This is a genomic window from Burkholderia sp. AU31652 (assembly GCF_002223155.1).
Classification (GTDB): Bacteria; Pseudomonadota; Gammaproteobacteria; order Burkholderiales; family Burkholderiaceae; genus Burkholderia.
Genome location: NZ_NKFG01000003.1, coordinates 1,875,862 through 1,900,690 on the forward strand (window position 1 = coordinate 1,875,862; position 24,829 = coordinate 1,900,690).

Annotated in this window: 20 protein-coding genes and 7 tRNA genes; 8 read left to right on the forward strand and 19 right to left on the reverse strand. The window is 67.3% G+C overall.

All coding sequences use genetic code 11. The annotated features are described in order from the left end of the window. Positions 1–57: 57 nt before the first annotated feature. A complete protein-coding gene (locus tag CFB40_RS11260; RefSeq protein ID WP_089425708.1) occupies positions 58–492 on the reverse strand; it encodes a universal stress protein in 435 nt (144 codons plus the stop codon). Between the two features lie 159 nt (positions 493–651). After that, positions 652–1,557 carry a LysR family transcriptional regulator gene (locus CFB40_RS11265; protein ID WP_089425709.1) on the reverse strand — a complete coding sequence of 302 codons (906 nt, stop codon included), beginning with the start codon at positions 1,555–1,557 and terminating at the stop codon, positions 652–654. Between the two features lie 154 nt (positions 1,558–1,711). Between CFB40_RS11265 and CFB40_RS11270 the strand changes: the two genes are divergently transcribed. Together CFB40_RS11270 and aceB are read left to right on the forward strand one after the other, a co-directional pair. Next, the gene (locus CFB40_RS11270) at positions 1,712–2,473 is read left to right on the forward strand and encodes a haloacid dehalogenase type II (protein WP_089431242.1); all 762 of its coding nucleotides are present in this window, start codon (positions 1,712–1,714) and stop codon (positions 2,471–2,473) included. A gap of 68 nt (positions 2,474–2,541) precedes the next feature. Further along, positions 2,542–4,134, forward strand: a complete 1,593-nt coding sequence (gene aceB / locus CFB40_RS11275) for a malate synthase A (RefSeq protein WP_089431446.1) — start codon at positions 2,542–2,544, stop codon at positions 4,132–4,134. A 134-nt stretch (positions 4,135–4,268) separates the two neighbouring features. Here aceB and CFB40_RS11280 read toward each other — a convergent pair whose 3' ends face one another. Continuing rightward, the gene (locus CFB40_RS11280) at positions 4,269–4,682 is read right to left on the reverse strand and encodes a gamma-glutamylcyclotransferase family protein (RefSeq protein WP_089425711.1); all 414 of its coding nucleotides are present in this window, start codon (positions 4,680–4,682) and stop codon (positions 4,269–4,271) included. 258 nt (positions 4,683–4,940) lie between these two features. Between CFB40_RS11280 and CFB40_RS11285 the strand changes: the two genes are divergently transcribed. Then, positions 4,941–5,816 carry an AraC family transcriptional regulator gene (locus CFB40_RS11285; protein WP_089425948.1) on the forward strand — a complete coding sequence of 292 codons (876 nt, stop codon included), beginning with the start codon at positions 4,941–4,943 and terminating at the stop codon, positions 5,814–5,816. A 26-nt stretch (positions 5,817–5,842) separates the two neighbouring features. On the opposite strand, the gene CFB40_RS11290 is transcribed toward CFB40_RS11285, so the two are convergent. The 9 genes from CFB40_RS11290 to gltX all read right to left on the reverse strand — a co-directional run bounded on the left by CFB40_RS11290 (position 5,843) and on the right by gltX (position 9,228). Beyond that, positions 5,843–6,307: a GNAT family N-acetyltransferase gene (locus CFB40_RS11290; protein WP_027787064.1), complete on the reverse strand. Its 465-nt coding sequence runs from the start codon at positions 6,305–6,307 to the stop codon at positions 5,843–5,845. Positions 6,308–6,658: 351 nt separating this feature from the next. Beyond that, a tRNA-Asp gene (locus CFB40_RS11295) sits at positions 6,659–6,735 on the reverse strand. Positions 6,736–6,808: 73 nt separating this feature from the next. Continuing rightward, positions 6,809–6,884 (reverse strand) — tRNA-Glu (locus CFB40_RS11300). 66 nt (positions 6,885–6,950) lie between these two features. Then, positions 6,951–7,027 (reverse strand) — tRNA-Asp (locus CFB40_RS11305). 78 nt (positions 7,028–7,105) lie between these two features. Continuing rightward, a tRNA-Glu gene (locus CFB40_RS11310) sits at positions 7,106–7,181 on the reverse strand. Between the two features lie 63 nt (positions 7,182–7,244). Beyond that, positions 7,245–7,321 (reverse strand) — tRNA-Asp (locus CFB40_RS11315). Between the two features lie 79 nt (positions 7,322–7,400). Then, positions 7,401–7,476: transfer RNA gene (locus CFB40_RS11320), tRNA-Glu, on the reverse strand. Positions 7,477–7,614: 138 nt separating this feature from the next. After that, a tRNA-Ala gene (locus CFB40_RS11325) sits at positions 7,615–7,690 on the reverse strand. A 128-nt stretch (positions 7,691–7,818) separates the two neighbouring features. Next, a complete protein-coding gene (gene gltX, locus CFB40_RS11330) occupies positions 7,819–9,228 on the reverse strand; it encodes a glutamate--tRNA ligase (RefSeq protein ID WP_089431243.1) in 1,410 nt (469 codons plus the stop codon). A gap of 279 nt (positions 9,229–9,507) precedes the next feature. On the opposite strand from gltX, the gene CFB40_RS11335 reads away from it, so the two are divergent. Beyond that, positions 9,508–10,422 carry a patatin-like phospholipase family protein gene (locus CFB40_RS11335; protein WP_089425949.1) on the forward strand — a complete coding sequence of 305 codons (915 nt, stop codon included), beginning with the start codon at positions 9,508–9,510 and terminating at the stop codon, positions 10,420–10,422. A 149-nt stretch (positions 10,423–10,571) separates the two neighbouring features. Here the strand turns inward: CFB40_RS11335 and CFB40_RS11340 are convergent, their stop codons facing one another. From CFB40_RS11340 to CFB40_RS11365, 6 genes are all read right to left on the reverse strand, one after another. Next, entirely contained in the window at positions 10,572–11,246 is a 675-nt protein-coding gene (locus tag CFB40_RS11340; protein ID WP_089425713.1) for a C40 family peptidase, read from the reverse strand. Between the two features lie 128 nt (positions 11,247–11,374). After that, positions 11,375–12,997: an ABC transporter ATP-binding protein gene (locus CFB40_RS11345; protein ID WP_089425714.1), complete on the reverse strand. Its 1,623-nt coding sequence runs from the start codon at positions 12,995–12,997 to the stop codon at positions 11,375–11,377. Then, a complete protein-coding gene (locus tag CFB40_RS11350) occupies positions 12,994–14,091 on the reverse strand; it encodes an ABC transporter permease (protein ID WP_011352500.1) in 1,098 nt (365 codons plus the stop codon). Before CFB40_RS11350 ends, CFB40_RS11345 begins: the two co-directional genes overlap by 4 nt. 48 nt (positions 14,092–14,139) lie before the next feature. Continuing rightward, positions 14,140–15,183, reverse strand: a complete 1,044-nt coding sequence (locus CFB40_RS11355) for a microcin C ABC transporter permease YejB (protein ID WP_089425715.1) — start codon at positions 15,181–15,183, stop codon at positions 14,140–14,142. Positions 15,184–15,235: 52 nt separating this feature from the next. Continuing rightward, on the reverse strand, positions 15,236–17,107 hold the full coding sequence (locus CFB40_RS11360; RefSeq protein ID WP_089425716.1) for an extracellular solute-binding protein: 1,872 nt from the start codon (positions 17,105–17,107) through the stop codon (positions 15,236–15,238). A gap of 141 nt (positions 17,108–17,248) precedes the next feature. After that, positions 17,249–17,614 carry a hypothetical protein gene (locus CFB40_RS11365; RefSeq protein WP_089425717.1) on the reverse strand — a complete coding sequence of 122 codons (366 nt, stop codon included), beginning with the start codon at positions 17,612–17,614 and terminating at the stop codon, positions 17,249–17,251. A 297-nt stretch (positions 17,615–17,911) separates the two neighbouring features. Here CFB40_RS11365 and CFB40_RS11370 point away from each other — a divergent pair, with 297 nt between their 5' ends. The 4 genes from CFB40_RS11370 to CFB40_RS11385 all read left to right on the forward strand — a co-directional run bounded on the left by CFB40_RS11370 (position 17,912) and on the right by CFB40_RS11385 (position 24,071). Then, positions 17,912–21,130 carry an efflux RND transporter permease subunit gene (locus CFB40_RS11370; protein WP_089431244.1) on the forward strand — a complete coding sequence of 1,073 codons (3,219 nt, stop codon included), beginning with the start codon at positions 17,912–17,914 and terminating at the stop codon, positions 21,128–21,130. Then, a complete protein-coding gene (locus CFB40_RS11375) occupies positions 21,120–22,295 on the forward strand; it encodes an efflux RND transporter periplasmic adaptor subunit (RefSeq protein ID WP_089431245.1) in 1,176 nt (391 codons plus the stop codon). The genes CFB40_RS11370 and CFB40_RS11375 overlap by 11 nt, the downstream gene beginning before the upstream one ends. Next, a complete protein-coding gene (locus tag CFB40_RS11380) occupies positions 22,288–23,703 on the forward strand; it encodes an efflux transporter outer membrane subunit (protein WP_089431246.1) in 1,416 nt (471 codons plus the stop codon). Before CFB40_RS11375 ends, CFB40_RS11380 begins: the two co-directional genes overlap by 8 nt. 110 nt (positions 23,704–23,813) lie before the next feature. Further along, entirely contained in the window at positions 23,814–24,071 is a 258-nt protein-coding gene (locus tag CFB40_RS11385) for a DUF4148 domain-containing protein (RefSeq protein WP_089425721.1), read from the forward strand. A 73-nt stretch (positions 24,072–24,144) separates the two neighbouring features. On the opposite strand, the gene CFB40_RS11390 is transcribed toward CFB40_RS11385, so the two are convergent. After that, positions 24,145–24,810 carry a response regulator transcription factor gene (locus CFB40_RS11390; RefSeq protein WP_089431247.1) on the reverse strand — a complete coding sequence of 222 codons (666 nt, stop codon included), beginning with the start codon at positions 24,808–24,810 and terminating at the stop codon, positions 24,145–24,147. Positions 24,811–24,829 lie beyond the last annotated feature (19 nt).

The following is a 24,829-nucleotide window of genomic DNA, read 5'->3' on the forward strand; positions in this document are numbered from 1 at the left end:
CGCCAGCAACGACGCGCGCCGGCTTCGTCCGGCGCGCCCTTTTTCCAGGGCGCCGCCCTACCGATACACGATCACCGGAATTTTCGTATGGGTCAGCACGCGCTGCGTCTCGCTGCCGATCAGCAAGCTGCCGAGCCCGCGGCGTCCGTGGGACGCCATGAAGATCACGTCGCAGCCGCCGCGTTCGGCCGCCTCGATGATGCCGAGATACGGCGACGGATGCACGCTCGTCCAGGTGTCGCACTCGACGCCGGCCGCCTTCGCAGCCGATTCGACCTCGTCGAGGTGCGCACGCGCCTCGCGCTCGCTGCGCGCCCGGAAATCGGCGGGCGGCTCGATGATCACCTCGGAAAACGGCGAGTACGGATACTGCGGCAGGCACGCGTAGGCCGTGACCCGCGCACCGACCGCGCGCGCCAGGTCGATCGCGCCGTCGATCGCCTTCTGCGACAGTTCGGAACCGTCGGTTGGAACGAGGATGTGCCGGAACATCGCGCCCTCCTTCGTCAATCGCACTCCGCGCGCCGCGCGTCCGGGCGGTCCGGCTGCGTCGCGTGGGGCATGCCTGTTTCGATTGTAGGACGTGAAAGCACCCGGCCGGGCCGCGCAGCGGGTTCGCCCTCATATCGGAAACGCGCGGCTGGCCGCCGCCTACTCGCCCCAATAACCGGGCCGCTCGTACGTGTGCTTCAGGTAATCGAGAAACAGCCGCACGCGCAGCGGCAGATGCCGACGTTGCGGAAACACCGCGTGGATACCGATCGGCGGGGCGGCGAATGCGTCGAGCACGCTGACGAGCCGGCCGGCCGCGATGTCCTCGCCGACCTCCCACCACGAGCGCCACGCCAGGCCGTGGCCTTCGAGGCACCACTCGTGCAGCACCGCACCGTCCGAGCATTCCATCGTGCCGTTCACGCGGATCGACACGACCTTGTCGTCCTCCTGGAACGTCCAGCCGCGTTGCTGGTTCGCGTTTGCCGCGAGCGCGAGGCAATTGTGCCGCGCCAGCTCGGCAAGCGTGACCGGCGTGCCGCGTCGAGCCAAATACGCGGGCGAAGCGACGCACACGCGACGGTTCTCGCCGAGCTTCAGCGACACGAGCGACGAGTCGGGCAGCTCGCCGAGCCGCACCGCGCAATCGAACCCCTCGTTGACGAGGTCGACCATCCGGTCGGACAGATCGAGCGTGACCGATACATCCGGATGCCCGACGCTGAATTCGGGCACGAGCGGCGCGACGTGCCGCCGGCCGAAGCCGGCCGGCGCCGAGATGCGCAGGTGGCCGCTCGCCTTGACGCCGCCGGCGGACACGCTCGCCTCCGCGTTCTGCATGTCGTTGATGACGCGCTGGCAATCCTCGAGGAACGCCGAGCCCTCGAACGTCAGCGTGAGCTTGCGCGTCGTGCGCACCAGCAGCTTCACGCCAAGCCGCTCCTCGAGCGCGTCGAGCCGGCGGCCGATGATCGCGGGCGCGACCCCTTCCGCGTGCGCGGCCGCCGACAGGCTGCCCTTTGCCGCGACCGCGGCGAACGTTTCGATCTGCTTGAACCGGTCCATGACTCGCAGGGGCGGCGCCGTCGCCCTTCAAATAGCTTAAACCGCTCAAGATTAGGTAGATGAAAGTAAAAGATCAAGTGATGTTTAGCGTCTTTTTTAGCACATACGATCACGAATAGAATTCACCTGACCTCTGAAACTGGAGTGCAAGGCTATGTCGGCCACAACGACACTCTCCTCTCCCGACGCAATCCTCTTCGACGCATTCGGCACGTTGTTCGACGTGCGTGCGGTCCTGGCCGCGGCGGAGCAGATGTTTCCCGGTCACGGGGAACGGTTGTCGCAGTTGTGGCGACGCAAGCAAATCGAATACTCGCAACTGCGCACGCTCGCCGATCCGGCCGGCGCCCGCTATCGCCCGTTCCGGGACATCACGCTCGACGCGCTGCGGTTCGCCGCGCGCCGGCTCGGGCTCGCGCTGAACAGCGCGGCCGAGAAGCGGCTGATGGACGAATACGCGTGCCTGTCCACCTATCCCGATACGGTGCCCGCGCTGCGCAAGCTGCGCGCGCTCGACCCGCGCCCGCCGCTCGGGATCCTGTCGAACGGCACGCCGCAGATGCTCGACATCGCGATCAAGAGCGCCGGCATGTCCGGGCTGTTCGATCGCGTGCTGTCGGCCGACACCGTGCGCGCGTACAAGCCGAGCCCGGCCGCCTACGCGCTCGGCACCGACGCGTTCGGTCCGAACCGGCGGGGCATCGTGTTCGTGTCGTCGAACGCGTGGGACGTCGCCGGCGCCGTCTGGTTCGGCTACACGACGTTCTGGCTCAACCGCACGGGCGCGCCCGCCGAGGAACTCGGCGCGCCGCCCGACGGCATCGGCACCGGCATGGCCGACCTGCTCGCATTCCTCGCCACCCCGGCTCCGTCCGGCAGACCCGCAAACCGCACGCGCCCCAGCCCGGGTGCATGACGTTCGCAGCGCTGCCGCCTTCCCCCCTTCACCGAAACCGCAACTGACCGACCAAGGAGATGAGACTCATGAGCACCCCGATCACGCTGCCGCAAGGCATGGCGATCACCGGCGAAATCAAGCCGGGTTACGAAGCAATCCTGACGCCTGAAGCGCTCGCACTCGTTGCAGCGCTGCACCGCACGTTCGAACCGCGCCGCCAGGCGCTGCTGCAGGCGCGCGTCGAGCGCACGAAACGCCTCGACGCGGGCGAGCGCCCCGACTTCCTGGCCGAGACGAAGGCGATCCGCGAAGGCGACTGGAAGGTCGCGCCGCTGCCGGCCGACCTGCAATGCCGCCGTGTCGAGATCACGGGCCCCGTCGAGCGCAAGATGATCATCAACGCGCTGAACTCGGGCGCCGATTCGTACATGACGGACTTCGAGGATTCGAACGCGCCGAGCTGGACGAACCAGATCGACGGCCAGATCAACCTGAAGGACGCGGTGCGCCGCACGATCTCGCTCGAGCAGAACGGCAAGTCGTACCGGCTGAACGACAAGGTCGCGACGCTGATCGTGCGTCCGCGCGGCTGGCACCTCGACGAGAAGCACGTGACGGTCGACGGCCAGCGCGTGTCCGGCGGCATCTTCGATTTCGCGCTGTTCCTGTTCCACAACGCGAAGGAGCTGCTCGCGCGCGGCTCGGGCCCGTACTTCTACCTGCCGAAGATGGAAAGCCATCTCGAGGCGCGCCTGTGGAACGACATCTTCGTCGCCGCGCAGGAAGGCGTCGGCGTGCCGCGCGGCACGATCCGCGCGACGGTGCTGATCGAGACGATCCTCGCCGCGTTCGAGATGGACGAAATCCTGTACGAACTGCGCGAACACAGCTCGGGCCTGAACGCCGGCCGCTGGGACTACATCTTCTCGGCCATCAAGAAGTTCAAGAACGACCGCGACTTCTGCCTCGCCGAGCGTTCGAAGATCACGATGACGGTGCCGTTCATGCGCGCGTACGCGCTGCTGCTGCTGAAGACCTGCCACAAGCGCAACGCGCCGGCGATCGGCGGGATGAGCGCGCTGATCCCGATCAAGAACGATCCGGAAGCGAACGACAAGGCCATGGGCGGCGTGCGCTCGGACAAGCAGCGTGACGCGACCGACGGCTACGACGGCGGCTGGGTGGCCCATCCGGGCCTCGTGCCGATCGCGATGGAAGAGTTCGTCAAGGTGCTCGGCGACAAGCCGAACCAGATCGCGAAGCAGCGCGACGACGTGCAGGTCGAAGGCAGGAACCTGCTCGACTTCCAGCCGGAAGCGCCGATCACCGAAGCCGGCCTGCGCAACAACATCAACGTCGGCATCCACTACCTCGGCGCATGGCTCGACGGCAACGGCTGCGTGCCGATCCACAACCTGATGGAAGACGCGGCCACGGCCGAAATCTCCCGTTCGCAGGTGTGGCAGTGGATCCGCTCGCCGAAGGGCGTGCTCGACGACGGCCGCAAGGTCACCGCCGAACTCGTGCGTGAACTCTCGAAGGCCGAACTCGACAACGTGAAGCGCTCGGTCGGCGGCAACACGCAGCCGTACGAGCGCGCGGCGGCGATCTTCGAGCAGATGTCGACGTCGGAAGGCTTCACCGAATTCCTGACGCTGCCGCTGTACGAGGAAATCTGACGTCGCTGCCCGCCTCGACCGGGGCCGGCCCTGCGTCGGCGCCGGTCGCGTGCGATGACGGCATCAAAAAAGCGCCCCGCGGGGCGCTTTTTCTTTTGCGACAGGATCCGCTACCGCGGCTGCCGCGCAACCGGTCACACGGCTTCCCGCTCGCGCCGATGCTGAACCCAGTCGCCCGACGCAATGCGCGGACGCCCCGCAATCGCGTGCGCGGCGACCGGATAGTAAAGGCAGGCGTACTGCCGGCCGCCGAGCTCGACGGTCACGTCTTCCGGCTTGAACAGCGAGTCGACGCCCGGATACACGCGCTCGATCTCGTCGAGCACCGGAACGAGCCGGTCGTCGACCTCGTAGACGTCGCCCCACACCAGCGACTTGTCGGCCGACCCGGCAATCATTCCCGGATAGGTACCGAAATCGTACAGTTCGCCCGGCAGCGCGACGGCACCGAGCAGCGTCGGCGCGGCAATCCCGTGCCTGGCGGCCGCGTGGCCGATGTCGTTGACCTCCCCGTTTCTCAGGGTGCCGTAGACGAATACGTAGCGCATCGTGGTTCTCCTCTTTGATTCGTATGGTGCCGTGTCCGCACGCGATTCGTGGCGAAATCGCCCGCGCCTCGATAGACCACGATACCGGCCGGATGGTTCGAACCCGCCAGCGCGCCCGGCCCCGGGGCAGTCCGGAAATCGCCGGGCCCCCACACAAAGTTCATTTGAACGCGGCATGATCGCCCGACAAACCGCCGTATGCACGTTCGCGGCGCCTTCTACAATAACGGCATCGCCGCCGCGCTGCCCGAATCGTCCATGAACCCGCCGTTCCAAGCCGACGTACCGAACCCGTACGTCATCGACATTCCGCCCGAATTCGCGCCGACCGCCGTCCATCCGATGCGCGTGCGCGCACGGCAGGTCAATACCGGCCACCGCATCCCGCTGCATACGCATGCGTGGGCGCAGCTCGCATACGCATCGCGCGGCGTGCTGCGCGTCGCGACGACCGGCACGACCTGGATGGTGCCGCCGTCCCGCGCGATCTGGGTGCCGCCGCGCGTGACGCACGAGGTCGTGATCGTCGAAGAGGCGTATTTGCGCACGCTGTATATCGACGAGTCGATCGTGCCGGACGGGCTCGACGCGTGCCGCGTCGTCGAGGTGACGGGACTCCTGCGCGAGCTGATCGTCGCACTCGACGCGCGCGACCTGAGCACCACGCGCGAGCGCCTGCTGTGCGGGCTCGTGCTCGACGAGCTGAGTCACGCCGAGCCGCTGCCGCTCGCGGTGCCGATGCCCGACGAAAAAAGGCTGCGCATGCTGTGCGAATCGGTCCTCGCGCACCCGGCCCACGCGGAGTCGCTCGAGCATTGGGCCAGCGAGGTCGGCGCCAGCACGCGCACGATTTCGCGGCTCTTCAAGCAGGAACTGGGCGTGAGCTTTTCGCAGTGGCGCCAGCAGGCGCTGCTGGCGCGGGCCATTCCGCTGCTGAACCAGGGGCGCCCGCTGTCGCATATCGCGCGCGAACTCGGCTACCAGAGCCAGAGCGCGTTTTCGGCGATGTTCAGGCGTGCATTCGGCGAAAGCCCGCGCGCATTCATGCTGCGCGGCTACGAGCACCGCGGCCCGGAAGGCAGCCGCGCGGACGACGAAATGCCGGACGACGACGCGATCGACGCTGCCCGCTGAACGCGTCGCTTCAGGCCGTCAGGACTTCAGACCGGTCGCACCATGTGGCGGATCGAGCCCAGTTGCGCGAGCCGCGACCCGGCAACCTGATAGCCCATGCGCAGGTAGAGACGCGCGGCTGGATTGTCGACGAACACGCGCAGTTGCAGTTCGTGCAGCCCGCGCGCACGCGCCCAGCGATGCGACATGTCGAGCATGTAGGTGCCGGCGCCCTGCCCGCGATGACCGGCCGCGATCTGCACGTCGCGGATGTGCAGCGAGTCGCCTTCCTCGGTCACGCGCAGCACGCCGATGCGCTCGCCATCGGCCTCGAGGATGAAGTTCTCGGATTCGCGCCAGCTCGCGTAGAACAGGTCGCTGCGCCACACGAGCCCATGGCGCTTGTAGTAGCCGCCCATGTTGCCGTGCGTCAGCGCTTCGGCAAACGGAAAATCGCCAGCCTCCGCGGGCCGGAGCTGATACAGGAGTCGCAGGTCGGTCGGATCGAGCATCGCGCAGGGGTCAAGAACGCATCCCGCCACGATAGCGCAGTCGCATGCGGATGCAATCGCGGATTTCTCGTAGCGGCTCGACGCCGGATGACCGGACGTTACGCGGCCAGCGGGCACAACCGGAAACGCAAATGAAAAAGCCCGCACAAGGCGGGCTTCTTCATTTTCTGGCGGAGCGGACGGGACTCGCCTACATCCCGCAGGCCGCGGCTGCGCTTGCAAGCGCAGCCCTTCGAGTCCCGCCGGAAGCCGCGCAGGCGGCTTCCTCCGCTCCGCAGTCACGCGCCCGCAAGCGGGCACAACCGGAAACGCAAATGAAAAAGCCCGCACAAGGCGGGCTTCTTCATTTTCTGGCGGAGCGGACGGGACTCGAACCCGCGACCCCCGGCGTGACAGGCCGGTATTCTAACCGACTGAACTACCGCTCCAGTCTTGCTACTTGCCTGGCAGGCGTCGGTTGCTTCCTGCCGGCGCATCGTTTGTTCGAACGACGCCGAAATCTGGCGTCCCCTAGGGGATTCGAACCCCTGTACTCACCGTGAAAGGGTGATGTCCTAGGCCTCTAGACGAAGGGGACAACGTACTGCTTACATCTTTAATGCAAAAGCCCGTTCAAAAAACGTTCTTTGAACGGGCTTCGTTCTGGCGGAGCGGACGGGGCTCGAACCCGCGACCCCCGGCGTGACAGGCCGGTATTCTAACCAACTGAACTACCGCTCCAGCTTTCTTACTCGCACCTGCAGGACATCGTCACGTTCCTGCAGATGTTGCGACACTTCTACGAAACGCCGCTGAATCTGGCGTCCCCTAGGGGATTCGAACCCCTGTACTCACCGTGAAAGGGTGATGTCCTAGGCCTCTAGACGAAGGGGACAACGTACTGCTTACATCCTTAATACAAAAGCCCGCTCAAAAACGTCTTGAACGGGCTTCGTTCTGGCGGAGCGGACGGGACTCGAACCCGCGACCCCCGGCGTGACAGGCCGGTATTCTAACCGACTGAACTACCGCTCCAGCTTTCCTACCCTCACCCGCAGGACGTCGGTTACGTTCCTGCAAGCGTTGCGACATTTCTACGAAACGCCGCTGAATCTGGCGTCCCCTAGGGGATTCGAACCCCTGTACTCACCGTGAAAGGGTGATGTCCTAGGCCTCTAGACGAAGGGGACAAAATCTTTTCAGATCTGTCTGACTTTCGCTATTCACTTTTCAATCAACAGCGAAGGCCGAAATTCTAACTGCTTTGAATCATTTTGTGAAGCATTTATTACTACCCGTGCTTCGCAAATCAACTCAGCTTGTTCTGATGGTGGAGGTAAGCGGGATCGAACCGCTGACCTCTTGCATGCCATGCAAGCGCTCTCCCAGCTGAGCTATACCCCCTTGCAGAACAGAAATGAGATTATATGGAGCTACTTCGAACTTGTAAATACCCTTTTTGCGATTCGAGCGAAATTTTTTGCGAAGCTGCCGCGATGTCACGCACGGGCAGCTTCGCTAGCCCTCGAACCTCAGGCCAGCGCCGCCTCGATGCGCGACACCACGACATCGCGACCGAACAGCACGAGCACCGCATCGATCGACGGCGTATGCGTCGTACCCGCCACCAGCAGGCGCACCGGCATCGCCAGTTGCGGCATCTTCAGCTTGTGCGTGCCGAGCGTCGACTTCAGCGCGGCGGACACGGCCTCCTTCGTCCAGTCGGCCGCCTTCAGCGCAGCGGCGAGATCGGCCAGCGCCGGACGCACCGCATCGGTCACGTGCTGCGCGAGCGCATCGGCTTCCGGTGCCGGCACACGGTAGAACATCGCGGCGCCTTCCGCGATCTCCTTGACCGTCGTCGCGCGATCCTTCATCAGCCCGACCACCGCCTCAAGCGCCGGGCCCGTCCCGATCGCCGCATCGTCGATGCCGAGGGCGGAGAGGAACGGCTTCGCCAGCTCGGCGAGGCGCGCGTTGTCGGCTTCCTTGATGTAATGCGCGTTCAGCCAGCTCAGCTTGCTGTGGTCGTACTGCGCGGGCGACTTGCCGAGATGCTCGAGATCGAACCATTCGACGAACTGCTCGCGCGAGAAGATCTCCGCGTCGCCGTGCGACCAGCCGAGGCGCGCGAGATAGTTGACGACGGCTTCGGGCAGGAAGCCCGCATCGCGGTACGCCATCACGCTCATCGCGCCATGCCGCTTGCTCATCTTCTCGCCCTGCTCGTTCAGCACGGTCGGCAGGTGCGCGTAGACGGGCGGCTCGCCGCCGAGCGCATTCAGGATGTTGATCTGGCGCGGCGTGTTGTTCACGTGGTCGTCGCCACGGATCACGTGCGTGATGCCCATGTCCATGTCGTCCACCACCACGCAGAAGTTGTAGATCGGCGTGCCGTCCGGGCGCGCGATCACGAGGTCGTCGAGTTCCTCGTTCGAGATCTCGACACGCCCCTTCACGGCGTCGTCCCACACGACCGTGCCGGTCAGCGGATTGCGGAAGCGCAGCACCGGCTTCACGCCGGCCGGCGGCTCCGGCAGCACCTTGCCGGGCTCCGGCCGCCACGTGCCGTCGTAGCGCGGCTTCAGGCCGGCCTCGCGCTGGCGTTCGCGCAGCGCGTCGAGTTCCTCGGCCGACATGTAGCACGGGTACGCGAGGCCCTTCTCGAGCATCTGCGCGAGCACCTCGCGATAGCGGTCCATCCGCTGCATCTGGTAGATCGGGCCTTCGTCGAAATCCAGGCCGAGCCATTGCATCCCTTCGAGGATCGCGTCGACCGCTTCCTGCGACGAACGCTCGACGTCGGTATCCTCGATGCGCAGCACGAACGTGCCCTTCATCTTGCGGGCGAACGCCCACGGATAGAGCGCGGAGCGGATGTTGCCGAGGTGGATGAAGCCGGTGGGACTCGGCGCGAAGCGGGTACGGACAGGACGGGTCATAAACGGTAACTCGAACGCCTGGGGCGCATGAATGATTCGACGCGGGATCGACGGCGGCAGCCCGGACAGCAACGGGGCCGGCGACGCCCGGAACGGGAAAGAAGCCGGAATTATACTCGCGCCGGACATCGCGCCAAGCGCGCCGCTTGCTTTATGATGTGCGCGCCGCGGCCGCCAGCCGGCGCGGCGCCGGCCGCACGGAACCCCTGCGCGGCCGCTCGGAACCTATCGCCGCCGCGGGCCGTGACACCCGCCGCCAAGCCGCCGGAGAACCATTCGATGTCGTCCCCTCGCCTGTCGCGCCGCCACTTCACGATCGCCGCCGCGTCCGCCAGCCTCGCCGCCTGCACGTCGTTCGGCGACAAATCCCGCCCCGGCGCCGCACTGCCGCAGGAAAAGCCGGTGAAGATCGGCATCGCCCTCGGCGGCGGCGCCGCGCGCGGCTTCTCGCACATCGGCGTGCTGAAGGCGCTCGAGGCGCGTGGCATCCCGATCGAGATCGTCGCGGGCACGAGCGCGGGCTCGGTGGTCGGCGCACTCTATGCATCGGGCATGAGCGCCCTTCAGATCAACAAGATCGCGCTCGACATGGACCAGGCGGCGATCAGCGACTGGGCGCTGCCGTTCCGCTCGCGCGGGCTGCTGCAGGGCGTGGCGCTGCAGAACTTCCTGAACAAGACCCTCAACAACCGGCCGATCGAGAAGATGGCGAAGCCGCTCGGCATCGTCGCGACCGATCTGCAGAACGGCCAGCCGATCCTGTTCCAGCAAGGCAATACGGGGCTCGCGGTGCGCGCATCGTGCAGCGTGCCGTCGGTGTTCGAGCCGGTGAAGATCGGCAACCGCGAGTATGTGGATGGCGGCCTCGTGAGCCCGGTGCCCGCGTCGTATGCGCGCAAGATGGGCGCGAGCTTCGTGATCGCGGTCGACATCTCGTCCCGGCCGGACGGCGCGGCAACCAATAACCCGATCGAGATGCTGCTGCAGACCTTCACGATCATGGGCCAGACGATCAAGACCTACGAGCTCGACAAGTATGCGGACGTCGTGATCCGCCCGAATCTCAACGCGATGGGCGGCAGCGACTTCAACCAGCGCAACGCGGCGATTCTCGCGGGCGAGGAAGCCGTCGCGCGCATCATGCCGGAGCTGCAGCGCAAGCTCGCGGCAGCACGCGGCGTGGCTGCCGCGTAAAGCACCGCGATGTTCAGGCCGGCGCGCGCCGCCGGCCCGACAACGGCTCAACGGTTTTCAGCCCGCCGTTTGCACCGCCCCAAAACAAAAAACCCTGCCGCCTCTCGGTGACAGGGTTTTTTCGATCCGGCCGGGCCGGCCGTCGAACGTCAGTTGTTGCCGTTCGCGGAATCGTCGCCGATCGTCGCGCGCACGCGCTGACGCAGGTCTTCCGGCTTCATCGGAAACTCCGATTCGAGCCGGCGCGCGCCGGTGAAACGCTTTTCCCAGTAGCCGCTATCGAGATCGTCGACGCGGATCGTGCTGCCCGTCGACGGCGAGTGCACGAACTTGTTGTCGCCGATGTAGATGCCGACGTGCGAGAACGTACGGCGCATCGTGTTGAAGAACACGAGGTCGCCCGGCTTGAGGTTGCTCATGCTCACCTTCTCGCCGACGCGGCTCATCTCTTCCGCACGACGCGGCAGCGACATGCCGAGGGTGTCCTGGAACACGTAGCGCACGAAGCCGCTGCAGTCGAGGCCCGAATCCGGAGAGTTGCCGCCCCAGCGATAACGCACGCCGATCATGTTCAGCGCGCCGACGACCACGTCGCCTGCCTTGCCGGCCATGCCCGCGAGGAACGACTTCGCGCCGCCGCTCGACGGCTGCGCGCTGGTCTGCTGGAGAGAGGCATTCGACGCGTTCTGCGTCGAATTCGTGACATTCTGGTTAAAACTGCTGACTTCGTCGGCGAACGCGCCGGGTGCTGCTGCGAACAGGGCGCCGATGAACAGCCCGGCGATGGTGCGCGCGCATGCCTGGGTCAGGGATCGATGCTGCATTGGTCGATGGAATGTGCTTAAAAATCAGCTGATTGGCGGAAAATTTCGGTCGATACTAGCCAGCGCGTAATCGTTTGTCAAAACAAATTAATAAATACAATCGAGATGGTCAGACCATTGGCCGCCTATCACGCTTTCCAGACCGCTTTCAACAGCTTTTGTGTGTAAGGATGTGACGGTCTGGTGAAGATGTCGGCCACCTCTCCCGACTCGACGACGGCCCCGTCCTGCATCACCGCGACGCGGTGCGCCATCGCCCCGATCACCTCCAGGTCATGGCTGATGAAGACATAGCCGAGGTTGTATTTCTGTTGCAAATTCGCGAGCAGCTTCAGCACCTGCTGCTGGATCGACACGTCGAGCGCGGACGTCGGCTCGTCGAGGATCAGGATGCGCGGCTCCAGCACCAGCGCCCGCGCGATCGCGATCCGCTGGCGCTGCCCGCCCGAGAATTCATGCGGATAACGGTGCAGCACCGTGCGGTCGAGGCCGACTTCGCGCAGCACCGCCAGCGACTTCGCACGCCGTGCGTCGGGCGTCATGTCCGGGCGATGCAGCTCGAGCCCCTCGCCGACGATCCGCTCGATCGTGTGGCGCGGCGAAAGCGAACTGAACGGATCCTGAAAGACGACCTGCATGTTCGAGCGCAGCGCGGTCTGTTCACGGCCGCGATAGGTCGACAGCGCACGCCCCTGGAATTCGATCGTGCCGCCGGCCGTCTTCTGCAGGCCGAGCAGCGCCATCGCGAGCGTCGACTTCCCCGACCCCGATTCGCCGACGATGCCGAGCGTCTCGCCCTGCCGCACCGACACCGACACGTCCGCGACGGCCGTCACCGGCACCGAGCCGAACCAGCCCGCGATGCCCGGCCGCTTGCGTGCGAACTGCACGCTCACGTGCTGCGCGTCGAGCACGACGGGCGCGATCGGCATCACCGGGGTGACCGCGCGTTGCGGCCGGCTGTTCAAGAGCCGCTGCGTGTACGGATGCTCGGGTTCCGCGAAGATCCGTTCGACCGGCCCGCTCTCGACGAGCCGGCCGTGCTCCATCACCGCGACGCGATCCGCGAAGTGCCGCACGAGATTCAGGTCGTGCGTGATCAGCAGGATCGCCATCCCGCGCTTTTCCGCTTCCTCGCGCTGCAGTTCCAGCAGCAGGTCGACGATCTGCGCGCGGATCGTCACGTCGAGCGCGGTGGTCGGTTCGTCGGCCAGCAGCAGGCGCGGCCGGCAGGCGAGCGCCATCGCGATCATCGCGCGCTGCCGCTGGCCGCCCGACAACTGGTGCGGATAGCTGTCGACACGCTTCTCCGGCTCCGCGATGCCCGTGCGCGCGAGCAACGCGATCGCGCGCTTGCGCGCCTCGACCGCCGAGACGCCGTCGTGCAGCACGATCGTCTCGCCGATCTGCACGCCGATCGTATACAGCGGGTTGAGCGCGGTCATCGGCTCCTGGAAGATCATCGCGATGTCCGAGCCGCGCAGCCCGCGCATCTCGCGCTCGCTCTTGCCGACGAGGTCCTGCCCGGCGAAGCGGATCGCGCCGCTCACGTCGGCGTCGCGCAACAGCCGCAGGATCGACAGCGCGGTCACGCTCTTGCCCGAGCCCGACTCGCCGACCAGCGCGACGCGCTCGCCGCGTCCGATCGCGAGCGTCACGTCGTCCACCGCGACCGTGTCGCCGAAGCGCACGTGCAGATGCTCGAGCGTCAGCAACGGCTCGTGCTGCGTCGATACGACCGGTTCGCTCATCGCTGGCCTCCCGCCGCGCGCACCGAATCGGCGATCCGCGTGTCGAGTGCGTTGCGCAGCGCATCGCCCATGAAGGTCAGCAGCAGCAGCGTCGCGACCAGCACGCCGAAGGTCGACAGCGAGATCCACCACGCGTCGAGGTTGCCCTTGCCTTGCGCGAGCAGCTCGCCGAGGCTCGGGGTCGGCGGCGGCACGCCGAGCCCGAGGAAATCGAGGCTGGTGAGCGCGAGGATCGAGCCGCTCATCCGGAACGGCAGGAACGTGATCACCGGCGTGAGACTGTTCGGCAGCACGTGGCGCCAGATGATCTGCCAGTTCGTGAGGCCCATCGCGCGCGCCGCGCGCACGTAATCCTGCGTGCGGTTGCGCAGGAATTCCGCGCGCACGTAGTCGGCGAGCCCGATCCAGCCGAACAGCGACAGCAGCACGATCAGCAGCAGGAAGCTCGGCTCGAAGATCGACGCGAAGATGATCAGCAGGTACAGCTCCGGCAACGAGCTCCAGATCTCGATCAGCCGCTGCCCGACGATGTCGATGCGTCCGCCGAAGAAGCCCTGCACGGCGCCCGCGGCGATCCCGAGCAGCGTGCCGATCACGGTCAGGATCAGCCCGAACTCGACCGACACGCGGAACCCGTACACGAGCCGCGCGAGCAGGTCGCGCCCCTGCGCGTCGGTGCCGAGCCAGTTCGCGCGCGACGGCGGCGCGGGGTTCGGCACGTTCGAGAAGTAGTTCAGCGTGTCGTAGTAGTAGCGGTTCGGCGGGTAGACGACGAAGTTGCCGGGCGCCTCGAGCCGCTTGCGCACGTACGGATCGAGATAGTCGGCCGGCGTCGGGAAATCGCCGCCGAAGGTCGTCTCCGGATACGCGTGGAACAACGGGAAATAGTACTGGCCGTCGTAACGCACGACGAGCGGCTTGTCGTTCGACCACAACGGCGCCGCCACGCTCGCGGCAAAGGCCACGAAAAAGATCACGAAGCTCCAGTAGCCGAGGCGCTGCTGCCTGAAGCGCTGCCATACGCGGCGCGCGGGCGACGGCGACACGCGGGCGCGCGCCGCGTCGATGCGGGAGGACACGACGGCCCGGTTCATCGCGCACCTCGCCCGGTGACGCCGGGCATGCAGACGGACGGTTTCATGTCAGCGCTCCAGGGTGTCGAATTGAATGCGCGGATCGACCCACACATAGCAGAGATCGGAGATCAGCTTGGTCGCGAGCCCGATCAGCGTGAACAGGTACAGCGTGCCGAGCACGACCGGATAGTCGCGCCGCACCACCGACTCGTACGACAGCAGCCCGAGGCCGTCGAGCGAGAACAGCGTCTCGATCAGCAGGCTGCCGGTGAAGAACGCGCCGATGAACGCCGCCGGAAAGCCGACGATCAGCGGCAGCATCGCATTGCGAAACACGTGCTTCCACAGCACATTGCGCTCGGAGAGCCCCTTCGCACGCGCGGTCAGCACGTATTGCCGGCGGATCTGGTCGAGGAACGCATTCTTCGTGAGCATCGTGACGACCGCGAAGCTGCCGACGACCGACGCCGTGATCGGCAGCGCGATGTGCCACAGATAGTCGAGCACCTTGCCGACGAGCGACAGCTGCGCGAAGTTGTCCGACGTGAGCCCGCGCAGCGGGAACAGCTGCCAGAACGAGCCGCCGCCGAACAGCACGAGCAGCAGCACGCCGAGCACGAAGCCCGGAATCGCATAGCCGACGAGCACGACGAGGCTCGTCGCGACGTCGAACGGCGAGCCGTTGCGCACCGCCTTCGCGATGCCGAGCGGCACCGATATCAGGTACGTGAGGAAGAACGTCCACAGCCCGATGCTGATCGACACGGGTAGCTTCTGCACGACCAGCGACCACACGCTCTGGTGGCGAAAGTAGCTTTCGCCGAGATCGAAGCGCGCGAAGCGCTTGAGCATCAGCCAGTAGCGTTCGAGCGGTGGTTTGTCGAAGCCGTACAGCGCCTTGAGCTGCGCGAGCTGCTGCGCGTCGACGCCGGTGTGCGCACGCAACCCGAACGGCACCGCGCCCTGCTCCGTCGCGCCCTTGCGCAATTCCTGCACGGCCTGTTCGACGGGGCCGCCCGGCACGAACTGGATCACCGCGAACGTGAGGGTCAGCACGCCGATGAGCGTCGGGATCATCAGCAGCAGGCGTTTGAGGATGTAGCTCCACATAGGGCGTCGACTCGCGATCGGTAGGCGGGATGGGACGTTGGGGCGGCGTGGCTCAGTGATCGGGCTTCGCCCACCAGGTCGACACGACCCAGCCCTCGGCCGAATAGTACAGCGGCAGCGTCTGCGGATAGGCAAGCGTGCGCTTGTACGCGACCCGGTGCGTCGTGCTGTACCACTGCGGGACCGCGTAGTAGCCGTGCATCAGCACGCGGTCGAGCGCGTGCGTCGCGTCGAGCAGGTCTTCGCGCGTCTGCGCGGTACCGAGCGCGTGCAGCAGCGCGTCGACGGCCGGCGACTTCAGCCCGATGAAGTTGTCGGAGCCCGGCTCGTCGGCGAACTTGCTCGCGTAACGCGAGTATTGCTCGGCGCCCGGCACCTGCACGCCCGGCAGGCGGATCGTCGTCATGTCGTAGTCGAACGCATCGAGGCGCTTTTGCAGGAGCGCGTAATCGGCCGTGCGAAAACGTGCGTCGATGCCGAGCTTCGCCAGGTTGCGCTGGTACGCCGCCACGATCCCTTCCATCGACGCGCCGGAATCGTCGAGGATCTCGAACGTGAACGGCTCGCCCTTCGCGTTGCGCAACGCGCCGTCTCGATAGGTCCAGCCGGCCTGTGCGAGCAGCGCGCGCGCCTTCAGCAGGTTCGCGCGCAGCGAGCCCGGCGGATTCGTGTTCGGCTGCGTGACCACCGGACCGAACACGGCCGGGTCGAGCTGCGCGCGCAGCGGCTCCAGCAGCTTCAGCTCGCCGGGGCCCGGCGTGCCGGTCGCCTGCAGGTCGGTGTCGGCGAAGTAGCTGTTCATACGCGTGTAGGCGCTGTAAAACAACTGGCGGTTCAGCCATTCGAAGTCGAACGCGAGGTCGAGCGCCTGGCGCACGCGCACGTCGCGAAACAGCGGCCGGCGCAGGTTCATGAAGAAGCCCTGCATGCCGGCGCCGTTATGCTGGCGGAATTCACGCTTGACGAGCTCGCCGTTGTCGAAGCGCTTGCCGACGTCGCGGCGCGTCCAGTTGCGCGCGATGTACTCGACGAGCACGTCGTATTCGCCGGCCTTGAACGCCTCGAGCCGCGCGACGCCGTCGCCGTACAGCTTGTAGACGATCCGCTCGAAATTGTTGGTGCCCACCCGCACCGGCAGGTCGGCGCCCCAGTACGCCGGGTTGCGCCGGTAAGTGATCGTCCGGCCGTTGTCGTAATGGTCGATCAGGTACGGGCCGCTGCCGATCGGCTGCTCGAACGCGAGCTGGTCGAACGGGATGCGTGAGCCGTCCGCGCGCAATCCCCACTTGCGGGAAAACACCGGCATGCCGCCGGCGATCAGCGGCAATTCGCGGTTCGCGCTGCGGAACTCGAAGCGCACGGTGGCCGGATCGACGACCACGGCCTTCGCGATCTCCGCGAAATAGGCGCCGAACTGCGGCGCGGCCTGCTTGCTCTTCAGCGTGTCGAACGAGAACTTGACGTCGTCGGCGGTGACGCGCTCGCCGTTCGAGAAGCGCGCGCGGGGATTCAGGTGGAACGTGACCGACCGGCGGTCCGGCGCGATGTCGATGTCGTCGGCGAGCAGCCCGTACGCGGAGGCCGGCTCGTCCGAACTGCCGGTCGCGAGGCTCTCGAACAACATGTCGATGCCCGGCGCGGAGTTGCCGCGCATCGTGAACGGGTTGAACTTGTCGAACGACGTCAGCCGGTTCGGGTTCGCGAGCACCAGCGTGCCGCCCTTCGGCGCATCGGGGTTGACGTAGTCGAAATGCCTGAAGCCCGGCGGATACTTCGGCTCGCCGTACTGCGCAATGGCGTAGGCCGCGTGCGCAGCGGTCGCGGCCAGCACCGCTTGCAGCACGAACACCGCGGCCGTGCGGCCGGCAGTTCGTATCGCACGGCGGACGCGCGCGGCGGCGGCCCGGGGCGAACCCTTCGTCATAGAGGCCCTGTCGTTCGAATGAGGGGAGTAACGAGGGACGATTCTACCCATTCAAGCCGGCGAGCCAAAAGAAAACCGCCACGCGGGCGGTTTCTTCACGAGCGGATCGGGGGCGCGCATCAGGCGGGCGCGCCCTGCCGATCAGCGCCAGCCGTTGTGGCGGCCGTTGTCCCAGTGGCCACGATCGCCACGATCGCCCCAGCCGCGGCCGTGACGGCGGTACCACTCGTCACGGCCCCAGTAGCGGCGGCCGTCCCAGTAGCGGTCACCGTGCCAGCCGATCACGATGGCCGGTCCCGGTGCGTACACCGGGGCGGGCGCATAGACCGGCGCAGGCTGATACACGACCGGCGGCGGAGGCGGCGGCGCATACACGGGTGCGGGCGCGACGTAGACCGGCGCCGGAACGCCGAGATTGATCCCGACATTGACTCCCGCCATTGCTGCGCCCGACACGAGCAAGGCCGTCATACCGGTCAAGAGCGAGGCAACACGCAAGGTCTTCATGGATTCCTCTTCTGGTTGTTTCATGTGTGATTCGACTATAACGGCAAGCGCCGTCCCCGCATATTTCCACTTTGTAAGAACTGATGCGCCGCATCGCAACGGTAAGCCCGCGCTAACGTCTTGTAACAATCGACGCCCGCCCCGCCCCCTCACGCCCCATTCCTAAAACATCTTTCATCCTGCCCCGCGCCCCGCGTTAAGCGGCGCCACGCACACTGCGCGAGCCGAACCGGGCTCCCGCCGCGCTTCGGCACTTCGCTGACAGGCCGGCGCCCCGCGCCGGCGGAGACCTCGCCGATGCTGAAACTCGTCCGACTCGCGCTCGCGCGCCCCTACACGTTCATCGTCCTCGCACTGCTGATCCTGATCGCGGGGCCGCTCGCGGCGCTGCGCACGCCGACCGACATCTTCCCCGACATCCGGATTCCGGTCATCAGCGTGGTGTGGAACTACGCGGGCCTGCAGCCGGCCGACATGGCCGGACGCATCGTCACCTACTACGAGCGCACGCTCGGCACGACGGTCAACGACGTGGCGCACATCGAGTCGCAATCGTTCCGCAGCTTCGGGATCGTCAAGATCTTCTTCCAGCCGAGCGTCGACATCCGCACCGCGACCGCGCAGGTCACGTCGATCTCGCAGACCGTGCTCAAGCAGATGCCGCCGGGCACCACGCCGCCGCAGATCCTCAACTACAACGCATCGACCGTGCCCGTGCTGCAGCTGGCGCTGACGAGCGACACGCTGAACGAACAACAGCTCGGCGACTACGCGACCAACGTGATCCGGCCGCAGCTGCTGTCCGTCGCGGGAGTCGCGATTCCGTCGCCGTACGGCGGCAAGGTGCGCCAGGTGCAGATCGATCTCGATCCGCAGGCGCTGCAGGCCAAGGGGCTGTCCGCGCAGGATGTCGCGACCGCGCTGGCGCAGCAGAACCAGATCATCCCGGCCGGCACGCAGAAGATCGGCGGCTTCGAGTACAACATCCGGCTCAACGACAGCCCGCTGACCATCGACCAGCTCAATGCGCTGCCGATCCGGAGCGTGAACGGCGCGGTGATCTTCATGCGCGACGTCGCGCACGTGCGCGACGGTTATCCGCCGCAGGGCAACATCGTGCGCGTCGACGGCCGGCGCGCGGTGCTGATGAGCGTGCTGAAAAGCGGTTCGGCATCGACGCTCGACATCATCTCGGGCGTCAAGGCGCAGTTGCCGCGCATCGAGGCGACCCTGCCGCCATCGCTCAGGCTCGTCGTGATGGGCGACCAGTCCGTGTTCGTCAAGGGCGCCGTCAGCGGCGTGGCGCGCGAAGGCCTGATCGCCGCCGCGCTCACGTCCGCGATGATCCTGCTGTTCCTCGGCAGCTGGCGCTCGACGCTGATCATCGCCGCGTCCATTCCGCTCGCCGTGCTCGCCGCGATCGCGGCGCTCGCAGCCGCGGGCGAGACGCTCAACGTGATGACGCTCGGCGGGCTCGCGCTCGCGGTCGGCATTCTCGTCGACGATGCCACCGTCACGATCGAGAACGTGAACTGGCACCTCGAACAGGGCAAGGCGGTGCGCGATGCGATCCTCGACGGCGCGTCGCAGATCGTCGCGCCGGCCTTCGTGTCGCTGCTGTGCATCTGCATCGTGTTCGTGCCGATGCTGCTGCTCGACGGCGTGGCCCGCTTCCTGTTCGTGCCGATGGCCGAAGCCGTGATCTTCGCGATGATCGCGTCGTTCGTGCTGTCGCGCACGTTCGTGCCGATGATGGCCCGCTACCTGTTGAAGCCGCATGCCGCGCATCCGGCGGCCGCGCTCGCGCCGCATGGTGCGCCGTTCCCGCCGCCACGCGCACGCAATCCGCTCGTCGCGTTCCAGCAGGGGTTCGAGCGCCGCTTCGCGGCACTGCGCGCCGGCTACCGCGTCGTGCTCGGTCTCGCACTCGTCCACCGTGCGCGTTTCGTCGCGCTGTTCCTCGCGGCGGTGGCCGTGTCGTTCGTGCTGGTGCCGTGGCTTGGCCGCAATTTCTTCCCGTCGGTCGACGCGGGCGAAATCGCGATCCACGTGCGCGCACCGATCGGCACGCGCATCGAGGAAACGGCCGCGCTGTTCGACCATGTCGAGCAGACGGTGCGCGGCGTCGCGCCGCCGCACGCGATCGCGAGCATCGTCGACAACATGGGGCTGCCGAACAGCGGGATCAACCTCACGTACAGCAACAGCGGCACGATCGGCCCGCAGGACGGCGACATCCTCGTGTCGCTCTCGGGCGACCACGCGCCGACCGCCGACTACGTCAAGCAGTTGCGTACGCGGCTGCCGCGTGCGTTTCCCGGCGTGACGTTCTCGTTCCTGCCCGCCGACATCGTGAGCCAGATCCTCAACTTCGGTGCGCCCGCGCCGATCGATGTGCAGGTGACCGGCCCCGATCGCGCCGCCAACCGCGCCTATGCGACCGAGCTGTTGCGGCGCATCCGCGGCGTGCCGGGGGTGGCCGATGCGCGCGTGCAGCAGGCGTCGACCTATCCGCAGTTCACCGTGTCGGTCGACCGCACGCGGGCCGCACAACTCGGCATCACCGAGCAGGACGTCACCAATGCGGTGGTCGCCAGCCTGTCCGGCACAAGCCAGGTGTCGCCGACCTACTGGCTCGATCCGCACAACGGCGTGTCGTATCCGATCGTCGCGCAGACGCCCCAGTACCGGATGACGTCGCTGGCGGACCTGCGCGCGCTGCCCGTCACGGGCCGCTCGGGCGCGCCGCAACTGCTCGGCGGGCTCGCGACGATCGTGCGCGGACAGACCGACGCGGTCGTGTCGCACTACGACATCGCACCGCTGTACGACATCTTCGCGACGACGCAGGATCGCGATCTCGGTGCGGTCAGCACCGACATCGAACGCGTCCTGCACACGAGCGCGGCCGGCTTGCCCAAGGGATCGCGCGTGACCGTGCGCGGCCAGGTGCAGACGATGAACGGCGCATTCGGCGGGCTGCTCGCGGGCCTCGCCGGCGCGGTCCTGCTGATCTACCTGCTGATCGTCGTCAACTTCCATTCGTGGCGCGACGCATTCGTGATCGTGAGCGGCCTGCCCGCGGCGCTCGCGGGCATCGTCTGGATGCTGTTCGTCACGCGCACGCCGCTGTCGGTGCCGGCCTTGACCGGCGCGATCCTGTGCATGGGCGTCGCGACCGCGAACAGCATCCTCGTCGTGACCTTCGCGCGCGAACGGCTCGCGCACACCGCTGATGCTGCCGTCGCCGCGCTCGAAGCCGGCTTCACGCGCTTTCGGCCCGTGATGATGACCGCACTCGCGATGATCATCGGCATGGCGCCGATGGCCCTCGGTCTCGGCGACGGCGGCGAGCAGAACGCGCCGCTCGGCCGTGCGGTCATCGGCGGCCTGCTGTGCGCGACCTTCGCGACGCTCGTGTTCGTGCCGGTCGTGTTCAGCCTCGTCCACCGGCGCGATCGCGCGCCTCGTTCCGAATCCCTGCCCCTCACTCCGGGAGAACAGCATGTCCACTGAATTCGAAGTCCGCCCTCCTGGCACGCCGCGCTACCTGAAACCGCTCGCGATCGCGGGCGCCATCGCCGCGCTCGCCGTCGCGGCGGCCGGCCTCGTCGCCCGCATGCACGATGCGCACGCGGTCGCCGCCTGGACCGCGCAACAGGCAATCCCGACCGTCGCGACGGTTGCGCCGCAGCCGGCCGCGGCCGACGCGCTGGTGCTGCCCGGCCGGCTCGACGCGTACGTCGACGCACCGATCTACGCGCGCGTGCCCGGCTACCTGCACGCGTGGTACGCCGACATCGGCGCGCATGTGAAAGCCGGCCAGTTGCTCGCGTCGATCGATACGCCCGATCTCGACCAGCAGTTGCAGCAGGCACGCGCCGACCTTCAAAGCGCGAGCGCGAACGAACGGCTTGCGGCCGTCACGGCCGCCCGCTGGGTCGAGATGCTCGCGCAGGATTCCGTCTCGCAGCAGGAGGCCGACGAGAAACGCAGCGACCTCGACGCGAAACGCGCGGCCGTCGCAGCGAGCACCGCCAACGTGCGACGGCTCGAAGCGCTCGAATCGTTCAAGCGGCTCACCGCGCCGTTCGACGGCATCGTCACGGCACGCAAGACCGATGTCGGCGCGCTGATCGACGCGGGCAGCGGCAACGGTGCCGAACTCTTCACCGTCTCGGACGCGCGGCGGCTGCGGCTGTACGTCCACGTTCCGCAAGACGACGCGGCCGCGATCCGCAAAGGCATGCGTGTCGCGCTGACCGTGCCCGAGCGTCCCGGCATGACGTTCGACGCCACGCTCGCGGATTCCGCCCAATCGATCGATCCGGCTTCCGGCACGCTGCTCGCGCAGTTTTCGATCGCCAACCCGGCAGGCACGCTGTTCCCGGGCGAATACGCGCAAGTGCGGATCGCGATGCCCGGCGCCGCGCATGCGCTGTCGATTCCGGCAAGCACGCTGATCTTCCGCCACGACGGGTTGCAAGTCGCCGTGCTCGATGCAACCGGGCATGCGCACCTGCGCAACGTATCGATCGCGACCGATCTCGGCACGCGTGTCGAGATCGCATCGGGGCTCGCGGCCACCGACCGCGTGATCGACAATCCGCCCGACTCGCTCGCAGACGGCGACCCCGTGCGTATCGCCGGCACCACGGCGACGGAGCGTGCGCATGGCTGACCGTCTGCTCGCTGTATGGCTGGGCAGCGTCGCGCTGCTCGCCGGCTGCTCGTTGGCGCCGGCCTATCGCGCGCCGGCCGTTCCGGTGCCGACCGCGTTTCGCGAAACGGGCGCGTGGGTCGATGCCGTACCGGCCGATCGCCTGCCGCGTGACGGCTGGTGGCGCGTGTACGGCGACGCGACACTCGACCGGCTCGAACCGCTCGTCGCACGCGCGAACCCCGACCTGGCCGCCGCCGTCGCGCGGCACGACGAAGCCGCGGCGCTGTTCGACGAGGCCCATGCGGCGTTGCTGCCGACCGTGGGCATCGATGCCGAGACCGACCGCGACCGCCAGTCCGCGCGCCGGCCGCTGCGCGGCAGCGGCCAGCCCGACACCTATGAGTCGAACACGCTCGAAGCGGGATTCGGCTACGACGTCGATCTGTGGGGCAAGGTCCGCAATGCGGTCGCGGCCGGCCGCGACGACGCGCAGGCGGCCGACGACGACCTCGCGTCGGTCCGGCTCAGCCTGCAGGCCGGCGTCGCCAGCACCTACTTCGACCTCGCGGGGCTCGACCGTGAAGCGGACACGCTCGCGCAAACGATCGACACGTACCGCCGTGCATGGCAACTGACGGTCAGCCGACATCGCGGCGGCCTCGCATCGGGGCTCGACGTTTCGCGTGCGCAAACGCAACTCGCGCTCGCCCAGGCGCGTGCGTCCGACATCGCCGCGCGTCGCGCGCTCGACGAGCATGCGATCGCGGCACTCGTCGGGGAATCCGCATCGACGTTCTCGCTGCCGCCCGTTGCGGCGCTGCCGGGCGTGCCGTCGATTCCGACGGGACTCGCGTCGACCCTGCTCGAACGCAGGCCGGACGTCGCCGCCGCCGAACGCCGCGTCGCGGCCGCGAACGCGCGGATCGGCGTCGCACGCGCCGCGTACTTTCCCGACCTGTCGCTCGGCCTCGACGCCGGGTTCCAGAGCGATACGTTCTCGCCGTGGCTCGCCGCGCCCAACGAGATCTGGTCGATCGGGCCGCGTCTCGCGATGACGCTGTTCGACGGGGGCCGGCGTGCCGCCGGCGTCCGCCATGCGCGCGCGCAGTTCGACGAACAGGGCGCGCGCTATCGCGCGGTCGTGCTGCAGGCATTCCGCGACGTCGAGGACGATCTCGCGCAGTTGCACCGCCTCGGCGACGAATCGGACCAGGACGACGCGGCTCTCGTCGCGGCGCGGCATTCGCTTGCGCTGGCGATGTCGCGCTATCGCGACGGCGCGGTCAGCTATCTCGACGTGGTCACCGCGCAGACGACCGAACTCGATACGCAGATCGCGGCGCTCGACGTCGACGCCCGACGCCTGCAGGCATCCGTCGGGCTCGTGCGCGCGCTCGGCGGCGGTTGGCACGACGCGCGTTCATGAACGTTTCTTCATCGGCGCGCCCGGTGCCCGCACGGGCGCATCCGATAACGTCGATCCTGCCGGCATCGCCATCGCGGCACCGGCCACTGTCACTTGAAAAGGATCACGCCATGAAGACATTGATGTTCGCCACCCTGCTCTCCGCGCTGTGTGTCGCGCTGCCCGGCCGGGCCAGCGCAACGCAGCCCGACACCGCGACTGCGCCGCAGACGTACGCCGCGACCGCTTCCGCATCGTTGTCGTCGCAACCGGCATGGAACGCGCGACCGGCCACGCCGCTGACACGCGCGCAGGTGTATCGCCAACTCGTCCGCGCCGAACGCGACGGCCAGCTCGCGCAGCTCAACCGCGAACTCTATTCGCACTGAACGCACGCAATCGAACCTGCCGCGCGACGCGCGGCATGCACACCCTCCACCGGCACGGCGCGATCCCGCATCGTCACCCGCCCGCGTCGAACCTGAAACCGAATCGCGCGACCGTTTCGATGCGCGCGGAAAACGCATGTGCGGCCAGCTTGCGCCGCAACCGCACGACCAGCGCATTGACCGTCTCGGGTTCGACGTCGGCATCGCCCCATGCATAACGCAGCACGGCATCGCGCCCGACCGGTCGCCCCGCTTCGCGCAACAGGCATTCGACGAGACGAAATTCCCGCATGCTGAGCGCCAGCCTCCGGCCCTGCTCCTCGAGTGCACGCGCGGCCACGTCGAGTCGAACCGACTCGCGCGTCGCGATGACGCCCTTGCGGCGCCACAGCGCGCGCAACCGCTCGTGCAGCTCCACGAACGAACAGGGATGGGCAAGACACACATCGCAGCCGGCCTGCAACATCCGTGCGCGCTGCTCAGGTGTCGTACCGGCCACGATCGCGGCAATCGTCGCGCCGCCGGCCGATGCGGCGAGTCGCGACAATGCCTCGAGCATCGCCGGGTCGGCAGCCGGGTCGGGCGCAACGATCACGATGGCATCGAACCGGTCCTGCGCCGCCACGAAGCAGCCATCGCGCCATCCGTCGACGCGCTCGACACCATGCGTGCTCTCGCGAAAGGCCTTGTCGAGCCGCGCCGCCTCCGGGTTCGGCGGGGAAATCAGCAGGATGCGCATCGTTCGTTCCCCGACGCCG

Bases quoted from the DNA above. Each gene is read 5' to 3' on its own strand.
- CFB40_RS11260 (WP_089425708.1), bottom strand. From the start codon at position 492: ATGTTCCGGCACATCCTCGTTCCAACCGACGGTTCCGAACTGTCGCAG.
- CFB40_RS11265 (WP_089425709.1), bottom strand. From the start codon at position 1,557: ATGGACCGGTTCAAGCAGATCGAAACGTTCGCCGCGGTCGCGGCAAAG.
- CFB40_RS11270 (WP_089431242.1), top strand. From the start codon at position 1,712: ATGTCGGCCACAACGACACTCTCCTCTCCCGACGCAATCCTCTTCGAC.
- aceB (WP_089431446.1), top strand. From the start codon at position 2,542: ATGAGCACCCCGATCACGCTGCCGCAAGGCATGGCGATCACCGGCGAA.
- CFB40_RS11280 (WP_089425711.1), bottom strand. From the start codon at position 4,682: ATGCGCTACGTATTCGTCTACGGCACCCTGAGAAACGGGGAGGTCAAC.
- CFB40_RS11285 (WP_089425948.1), top strand. From the start codon at position 4,941: ATGAACCCGCCGTTCCAAGCCGACGTACCGAACCCGTACGTCATCGAC.
- CFB40_RS11290 (WP_027787064.1), bottom strand. From the start codon at position 6,307: ATGCTCGATCCGACCGACCTGCGACTCCTGTATCAGCTCCGGCCCGCG.
- gltX (WP_089431243.1), bottom strand. From the start codon at position 9,228: ATGACCCGTCCTGTCCGTACCCGCTTCGCGCCGAGTCCCACCGGCTTC.
- CFB40_RS11335 (WP_089425949.1), top strand. From the start codon at position 9,508: ATGTCGTCCCCTCGCCTGTCGCGCCGCCACTTCACGATCGCCGCCGCG.
- CFB40_RS11340 (WP_089425713.1), bottom strand. From the start codon at position 11,246: ATGCAGCATCGATCCCTGACCCAGGCATGCGCGCGCACCATCGCCGGG.
- CFB40_RS11345 (WP_089425714.1), bottom strand. From the start codon at position 12,997: ATGAGCGAACCGGTCGTATCGACGCAGCACGAGCCGTTGCTGACGCTC.
- CFB40_RS11350 (WP_011352500.1), bottom strand. From the start codon at position 14,091: ATGAACCGGGCCGTCGTGTCCTCCCGCATCGACGCGGCGCGCGCCCGC.
- CFB40_RS11355 (WP_089425715.1), bottom strand. From the start codon at position 15,183: ATGTGGAGCTACATCCTCAAACGCCTGCTGCTGATGATCCCGACGCTC.
- CFB40_RS11360 (WP_089425716.1), bottom strand. From the start codon at position 17,107: ATGACGAAGGGTTCGCCCCGGGCCGCCGCCGCGCGCGTCCGCCGTGCG.
- CFB40_RS11365 (WP_089425717.1), bottom strand. From the start codon at position 17,614: ATGAAGACCTTGCGTGTTGCCTCGCTCTTGACCGGTATGACGGCCTTG.
- CFB40_RS11370 (WP_089431244.1), top strand. From the start codon at position 17,912: ATGCTGAAACTCGTCCGACTCGCGCTCGCGCGCCCCTACACGTTCATC.
- CFB40_RS11375 (WP_089431245.1), top strand. From the start codon at position 21,120: ATGTCCACTGAATTCGAAGTCCGCCCTCCTGGCACGCCGCGCTACCTG.
- CFB40_RS11380 (WP_089431246.1), top strand. From the start codon at position 22,288: ATGGCTGACCGTCTGCTCGCTGTATGGCTGGGCAGCGTCGCGCTGCTC.
- CFB40_RS11385 (WP_089425721.1), top strand. From the start codon at position 23,814: ATGAAGACATTGATGTTCGCCACCCTGCTCTCCGCGCTGTGTGTCGCG.
- CFB40_RS11390 (WP_089431247.1), bottom strand. From the start codon at position 24,810: ATGCGCATCCTGCTGATTTCCCCGCCGAACCCGGAGGCGGCGCGGCTC.